At 46.7% G+C, this 7,146-nt stretch carries 5 protein-coding genes; 1 reads left to right on the top strand and 4 read right to left on the bottom strand.

The features are described from left to right. Positions 1-94 precede the first annotated feature (94 nt). The 4 genes from HPY31_RS26230 to HPY31_RS26215 are packed head-to-tail and all read right to left on the bottom strand — an operon-like array spanning position 95 to position 5,470. Positions 95-1,591 (bottom strand): S41 family peptidase, encoded by a 1,497-nt coding sequence (locus HPY31_RS26230; RefSeq protein ID WP_172143039.1) that lies wholly within the window; start codon positions 1,589-1,591, stop codon positions 95-97. Further along, complete coding sequence (locus HPY31_RS26225; protein WP_172143038.1) at positions 1,588-3,588, bottom strand: S-layer homology domain-containing protein; 2,001 nt, start codon at positions 3,586-3,588, stop codon at positions 1,588-1,590. Before HPY31_RS26225 ends, HPY31_RS26230 begins: the two co-directional genes overlap by 4 nt. Positions 3,589-3,644: 56 nt before the next feature. After that, a complete protein-coding gene (locus HPY31_RS26220) occupies positions 3,645-4,760 on the bottom strand; it encodes a Nif3-like dinuclear metal center hexameric protein (protein WP_172143037.1) in 1,116 nt (371 codons plus the stop codon). Further along, positions 4,736-5,470 carry a tRNA (adenine(22)-N(1))-methyltransferase gene (locus HPY31_RS26215; protein ID WP_016742645.1) on the bottom strand — a complete coding sequence of 245 codons (735 nt, stop codon included), beginning with the start codon at positions 5,468-5,470 and terminating at the stop codon, positions 4,736-4,738. Before HPY31_RS26215 ends, HPY31_RS26220 begins: the two co-directional genes overlap by 25 nt. Positions 5,471-5,852: 382 nt before the next feature. Here HPY31_RS26215 and HPY31_RS26210 point away from each other — a divergent pair, with 382 nt between their 5' ends. After that, positions 5,853-7,133 carry a S8 family peptidase gene (locus HPY31_RS26210; RefSeq protein WP_172143036.1) on the top strand — a complete coding sequence of 427 codons (1,281 nt, stop codon included), beginning with the start codon at positions 5,853-5,855 and terminating at the stop codon, positions 7,131-7,133. The last annotated feature ends 13 nt before the right edge of the window (positions 7,134-7,146 follow it).

Genomic DNA, 7,146 nt, shown 5'->3' with positions numbered 1-7,146 from the left:
ATACACCCCTTAGATTTCATCGGATAAACCAGGGGCTTAATCCAATGTCTATTCTAAGGGGTGCACTTCACCAAAAAGCGACAGGGGACCATGCTCACGAAGTAAATGTGAGGATGTTGACACCATTCTTCGTTTGCTGTTTTAGTGCAGGGTACTTCTTCAAATACGGAGCAAGTACTACGTAATCTTTTTCGCCGATGGACGGATCACCCAGCAAATGCGAAAGTACAGCAGCTCGGATTTGCAGCCCTTGAGGCGTTTGTTTAAAGAGAGGATCTACCGTAGGGAATGGAATTCCATTGATGACGGTATCGCCTTCTGCGTCACTCAGTTCCCACGTATTGACGTTCAATGAATGGAGAGCTTCTACTACTTGTGCTCCATAATCCTCCACAACCATATCCGGTTGAAGCCCTACGTGATTCACCACGGTATGCTTAGGGGTAAAATATTCATTCAATGTGAGCTTGAGTGCGTCGCCGTCTGACAAAGGAATAACTTGTTGGGCACTCCCTTTTCCAAATGTCTTGGTACCCACAAGTTTGGCGATGCCATGATCACGCAGCGCACCTGACAACAGCTCAGATGCAGAAGCGGTTCCGCCGTTTACCAAAATTCGCACTGGAATGCCGATATCCTGCCCATTTCGTACCCACGTCTCTACCTCTACCCCATTGCGATTCGTGGTATACATGAGCAAGCCTTCTTCCATAAAGAGGCTCGCGATATCCCGCGCTGTGGACAAGTATCCTCCACCATTATCCCGCAGGTCTAACACCAACCCGGACAACGGTTTTTGCACACGGGATAGTTCAGCAAGCTTATCCCTTACCTGGATGGCTCCTTCTGATCCGAATGTTTCAAGACTGATATAGCCAACTGCGCCCTTCTTAAACATCTGTCCTTCCGCTTCCGGCAAGGTCATCGAGGCACGCTTGAGCTTTATCTGGTGCTCCCGTTTGTCAGATGGACGATATACAGTAAGAACGGCTTCAGTCCCTTCATTGCCCCTCAAATAAGCATATGCTTCTTCAAAAGTCTTTCCGACCAGCGAGGTCTCATTGACTTTGATCAATTGATCGCCTCGTTGCAAAGGAGAAGCTGCTGCTGGAGAATTCGGAACGATTTCACGAATGATAATATGATCATTTTGCCGCCGGAGACGAAAACCAAATCCAACGAATTGATTCTCAACGTCAGATTGGAACAAACGTAGTTCATCTTGCGTAAAAAATACGCTGTGCGGGTCATCGAGCGTGGAGAGCATTCCATCAATCGCCCAAGTGTTCATCGTCGGCGTATCAAACCCGCCTTTCTTCTGCCATTCTACAAGCCTCAATTCCAACTCGTCCCAGGTGTCATCTTCTTCAGAAACTTTGAACTGAAGCTGTTTTTTCTGATTAGCCTGCTCACTGACCACCTCTAGAGCCCCTTTTACCAATTGTTTGGCTGCCGGTTTGCTCAAGTGGCTCTGCATGACGTGCTGGAACACTTCTTCTGTTTCTTCGAAAGGATACTCTGCCGCTTGCACAGGAAGAACCGTTGTGAATAGCAGTACAGCTGCTACTGCCCATTGACTAATTCGTTTCATGGCGCCACCCCTTTTCGGACATCATCAGGTATCGAGAATGCAACATTGCTTGTAAAGTCGTAATTGTCGGTACCCGAATAGGCTACGTATCCGTCGCCCTCATAAATTTCTTCATAACGCCACGTATGTTTGACAATTTGATCACTAGCTCGATCAATATAATACTTGTTCATGAACAAGGGAACCTCTTTCACTTTTCCCTGTCCGAGCGTAACCTTCTTTGATTTCTCTACCAGCATGGAGCCCGGAATCCACTCCGTAATGACATCGTACTTCCCGTATGATTGCTTGTAGTAGCGTGCATGAAGCTCCTTGGCACGATCGGCTACCTTGACAGCACCAACCCACTCGTGCAAAAAGTCAACTTTGTCCGTTCTACTCTTGTCCCATGTCTGCCGATCCGTATCGTAGGAGTATTGTGTGTTTGTTTTCCCATCTGTATAGGACAGCAGCTTGTCTGATATTAGTTTTTGCGGAGATTGATAAAAGCCGGATATTCTGCTAATTTGCTTCTCCTTGTTAATATCCTGCGTGTATGAGAACGTCAATCCACTCAACACCGCTTCACCCTTCACTTGGTAGGTATCGGCATTGTCCAACTTGCGCAAAGAATATCCTAAATCAGAAATAATAGCAGGCTGATCTTTTAAAGATGCAAACTCTTGACGCAACATTTTGTGCAGCTGATTCATTCTGCTATCTGAAGCTTTCGGTTTCATCGCAGCAAGAACTTCTTCAGCTTCCTGCATACGTCCTTCCTGCAAATAATAGTAGGAAGTATTCAACAATGCCTCCGGGCTCCTGTCGGCAAATCGCTTGTAACGAGCCAAAGCCAGGTCTCCCTGACCACTCCTGATTTCCAGTGCCCCCAAATACATGGCTATAGATTCCCACTCTTTGGAATCTTGCTTTACTTTTTGTTCATAAGCACTAAGTCGGTCGAGTACTTTTTTGTATTGGCTTTGATCTTTGTTCCCTAGCTGCAAGGCGATATCGTACACATTGGCACTCAACAGCCCGAGTGTTTCCGGGAGAATGATTTTGTCTTCGAAGTAAGCGTCGATAGAAAGAAAAGCTTCCTCCAGATTGGTTTCAATCGGTGTTTCAGGATTCCAGCTCAATAAATAGTGAACACCGACTTGATTGGGGAAGGAGGCATCCGCCAGCTTGCGTAACTGTTCAAATGTCTCTTCACTATCATTTCTACTGCGAATAGCGGCAGCCGCATCTACATAAATCTGTTCTTCTGTTGTTTTGGGATCTGCATAGGTTGCGAATAACGGCAATACCTCTTCGAGATCCGGAACCATGGGGAACTTTTTCCCGTCGTAATCCAGCAGAGGCATGATTCCATCCTGAAGGAAATAATTCACCATGCGATCAGCTGCGACCGCAGCATCTCCTCGCTTCACCCGATCGGTTTTTTCTCCCTCTAGCCATCCCCATGAACGCACTTCTTCCCACGCATTTTTACTATCTGGAGACATGGTAAACATTTGCAATATCTTGGCAGCTTCTTCTTTGGTGATCGGCTGATTCGGCTTCATCATCTCACCAGGAAAAATGTACTGAATCGCATTTGGGCCGTACAGTCTATCCAAGATCGTGGAGATGCGCAACGTTGGTTTGTACATCCACGTCAGACGGTCAACGTCTTTATACGGCAAATACGGTTCCTGAAAACCTTCTGCCCGCGCCCACTCCGAATGCTCGGATAAGAAAGTAAGCGGATAGATCTGATACTGCCCCCCGTAATAAAGCCGATCAATCATGACGAGAAATTCCGCACGCGTCATGTCACGATTTGGGTAAAACTTCGGAACATTTGGACCAGCCTCAAACAAACCGAGCTGCACACCCTGTATGATTGCATTTCTCGCCCAGTGCTTGCTGATGTCATTGTATGGCAATAAGCCCCCAGCCGCTGAAGCGACGCCGGGGGTGAGTAAGCTTACTGTCAGTAATCCACAAGAAATTGTCCGGATTAGTTTTTGCACATAAAATCCTCCTACACTTCATCTGGCAGGCAACAAAAGGTTGGTCCTGCTACGTCTTAAACAAACTGGAACGGATCTGTGTGCACACGCGAAGGAATAACCTCTGTTTCGTAACCATTTGCCTGCAATTGTTCAAGCAAGATAGTCGCCAGCTTTTCCTTCATGATTTTTTCGATATTGTGACCAGCATCTACGATTGACAAACCTTCTGCTTGCGCATCGTGTGCCGTGTGATAACCAATGTCTCCTGTTAAATAAACATCCGCGCCTTTAAAAATGGCTTTGGAAACAAAGGAGCTTCCGTCTCCACCTACTACCGCTACTTTTTTGATTGTCGCATCCAAGTCGCCAACTACGCGTAGACCGTGGAGGGAAAATCGTTCTTTGACGAGCAAAGCAAACTCTCGGAGCGTCAGTGGTGCAGGCAGAATACCGATTCGCCCAATTCCGTATGCAGTTCCGGACTGCTCCAAAGGAATGATGTCATAGGCGACTTCTTCGTAGGGATGGGCAGCAAGCATTGCTTTGACCACAGCCGATTGCCTGGACGCAGGAACAATCATCTCGATGCGAACTTCCTCGGCTTTCTCCAATTGACCTGTCGAACCGATATGGGGATTCGTTCCTTCCCCTGGTAAAAAGGTTCCGGTGCCTTCTGTCTGAAATGAACAGTGGCTATAATTGCCTACATGCCCTGCACCCGCTTCAGCAAGTGCGGAAAACACCACTTCCTTATGAGTAGCGGGCACGAATACGACGAGCTTCTTCCAAGCCTCTCTTGAAAGAACATCCAGTACATCTACATTAGTGAGTCCAACCGCTTCTGCGAGCCAATCGTTCATCCCCCCATACGCAACATCCAAATTGGTATGGGCTGTATATACCGCAATGTCATGCTTGATTAGCTTTTCGAAGACGCGTCCGGCGGCGAGATCTGTCCTAAGATGTTTCAGTGGTCGATATATAACGGCATGGTGAGCCACAATCAGGTCTACACCCTCTGCGATTGCTTCCTCCACCACAGATTCTAGTACGTCTAGTGCGATCATCACTTTTTTTACCTTTTTTTGCAAGGTGCCTACATGAAGGCCAATCTTGTCGCCTTCCATCGCCAACGATTTAGGTGCCAGACGTTCCACATATTGGATTACTGTTTGTCCGTGCGCAAGCATGCGATCACCTCATCGATCCATTTTACTTCTGCTTCGATTTCTTTGATTCGTTCTGCTGCTTCCGGCTTGTCCGAACGCTTTAATTGAACGATGATTTTTTGCCATTTTTCATGCTCATGTAGCCACTTCTCTTGTAATACCTCTGATTTTTCCACCCAAAGAAATGGACCAATGCGCAGGAGCTCTTGCTGCGTACGATCTTTGCCCTCATAAGGCAAGGTAGGATTGCCTCGTTCTGCGACGAGAATCTCATAAATCACGCCGTCTTCTTGCAAGATGGATTCCGCGATTAACTGCCAACCATTCTCTATCATCCACAGGCGAACCGCTTCTTCCCCTACGTTTGGTTGCAGAATCAGGCGTTGCACACCTTCCAGTTTGTCTTTTCCTGCTTCCAAAATGGAAACGATCAATTGTCCGCCCATCCCAGCAATACAGATCACATCTGCTTCGCCAGGTTGTAATACCGCGAGCCCGTTTCCTTTACGTACCGAAGCGCGATCTTTTACCTGCAATGTATGTATTTGTTTTTGTGCCGCTTGAAAAGGCCCTTCATTCAATTCTCCTGCGATCACGAATGAAGCAATTCCTTTTACAAGCAAATAAGAAGCCAACAACGCATGATCCGACCCGATGTCGGCGACGCGGGCTCCTTCTGGACAATAGCGGGCAATTGTTTGTAGCCGCTTGGATATTGATACTGATGTCATCTGTATATTCACCTTCCGTTGCCTCTATTCTACCCTATTTGGCAGCAATTGCGAAATGCAAATTCCCTAACAGATGATCAGCAAAGAACGACAAAATCCTCTCTGTTGTACCCAGCAAGGACAAGGCAACGAAGGGGGCCCTTGGGTGGTAGTCGAGAGGCTTACAGGTTGCCATTACGTGGATGTAATGTTCGGAATAACAAGCAAAATTTTTAAATACGGCGTTGTTTTATCTTATTTTATACAATTTGATTTAATTTTCATTGAATTGTGAACTTTATTTTAATAAATAAATATTTACAAAATTTTTACAGATATGTATATTAACGCCATGAACATCATGAGCTAACACAAACTAACTATCTTTAAGGAGGAGAAGAGTTTGAAAAAAAGAACCGGCAAGTGGTGGGCAATGGGATTACTCTCTTCGGCGCTAGTGATGAGTGTCTTCACAGGTGTGGGGGCAGCCAGTAACGATTCACTCGATGAATTTGAAACTGAACGGGTATTAATTCAGTCAGATTCGGATGTGAGAACCGGTTATTTTGCCGGACCTTTGGAAGTACGCCATGATTTTGGTGAAGATGGCTTTACCCTTGATGTAAATAGTGATCAACTTGACCAACTGAAAAGCGATCCCACTGTAAAAATTACCGTATTGCAAAAATTAAAGATCGCTGAGTATATAGAAGAAGATCAGGCAAGTGAGCCAGAGTTCTCTCCTGCGGCAGTCGTTCCGTGGGGAATTAAAGCAATCTATAAGAACCAATCCCTCTCCGCTGCGACTGGCGGTGCAGATGTTCGTGTTGCAGTCCTAGATACTGGCGTGTATACGCAGCACCCAGACCTAACCGCTAACGCAGAGCAGTGCAACGATTTCACGCAATCTTCTTCTCCTGTTGTTACCGGTGCTTGCAATGATGCGCATGGCCATGGAACACACGTCGCCGGAACTGTTCTCGCTGACGGCGGCAATGGCGCAGGTATTTATGGTGTAGCACCAGATGCAAAGCTATGGGCATATAAAGTACTGGATGACTCTGGCTCCGGCTATGAGGATGACATTGCCTATGCTATTCGTTACGCTGCTGACCAATCCGCTCAATTAGGCGTGAAAACGATCATCTCTATGTCTCTTGGGTCTAGCGGTAAGAGTACCCTAATGGAAAGTGCCATCACGTATGCAAACCAAAAAGGTGTGTTAGTCGTCGCTGCGGCTGGTAACTCCGGACCGACAGTGAATAGCATTGGCTACCCTGGAGCATTAGTGAATACAGTAGCCGTAGCAGCGTTAGAGAATGTTCAACAAAACGGAACCTACCGTGTAGCTGACTTCTCTTCTCGTGGCAAGAGCGGGCAAGCGGGAGACTACGTGATTCAAGAGCGCGATGTGGAAGTATCAGCACCAGGACGCGCTATTCAGTCTACATGGAATAACGGAGGTTATAATTCCATCAGCGGAACTTCCATGGCAACCCCACACATTTCCGGTTTGGCTGCGAAAATCTGGGCATCCAATCCATCTTGGAGCTCTCAAGATGTTCGTGTAGAATTGCAAAAACGCGCGAAAGGAAATGACATCAAAGGTGGCTCAAACGCTGCTGTAGGAGACGATATCGCGAGTGGATTTGGATTCCCAACTGTACAACCTGGCGATCAATAAAAAGTAATAAACA

It is taken from the genome of Brevibacillus sp. HB1.3 (genome assembly GCF_013186635.1).
GTDB lineage: Bacteria > Bacillota > Bacilli > Brevibacillales > Brevibacillaceae > Brevibacillus > Brevibacillus brevis_D.
Note: the sequence above shows the minus strand (reverse complement) of the source record. Positions and strands in the feature narration are given on the sequence as shown.

What these genes read in the sequence shown, in the direction of transcription:
- HPY31_RS26230 (WP_172143039.1), bottom strand. Translation starts at nt 1,591, where the DNA reads ATGAAACGAATTAGTCAATGGGCAGTAGCAGCTGTACTGCTATTCACA.
- HPY31_RS26220 (WP_172143037.1), bottom strand. Translation starts at nt 4,760, where the DNA reads ATGCTTGCGCACGGACAAACAGTAATCCAATATGTGGAACGTCTGGCA.
- HPY31_RS26215 (WP_016742645.1), bottom strand. Translation starts at nt 5,470, where the DNA reads ATGACATCAGTATCAATATCCAAGCGGCTACAAACAATTGCCCGCTAT.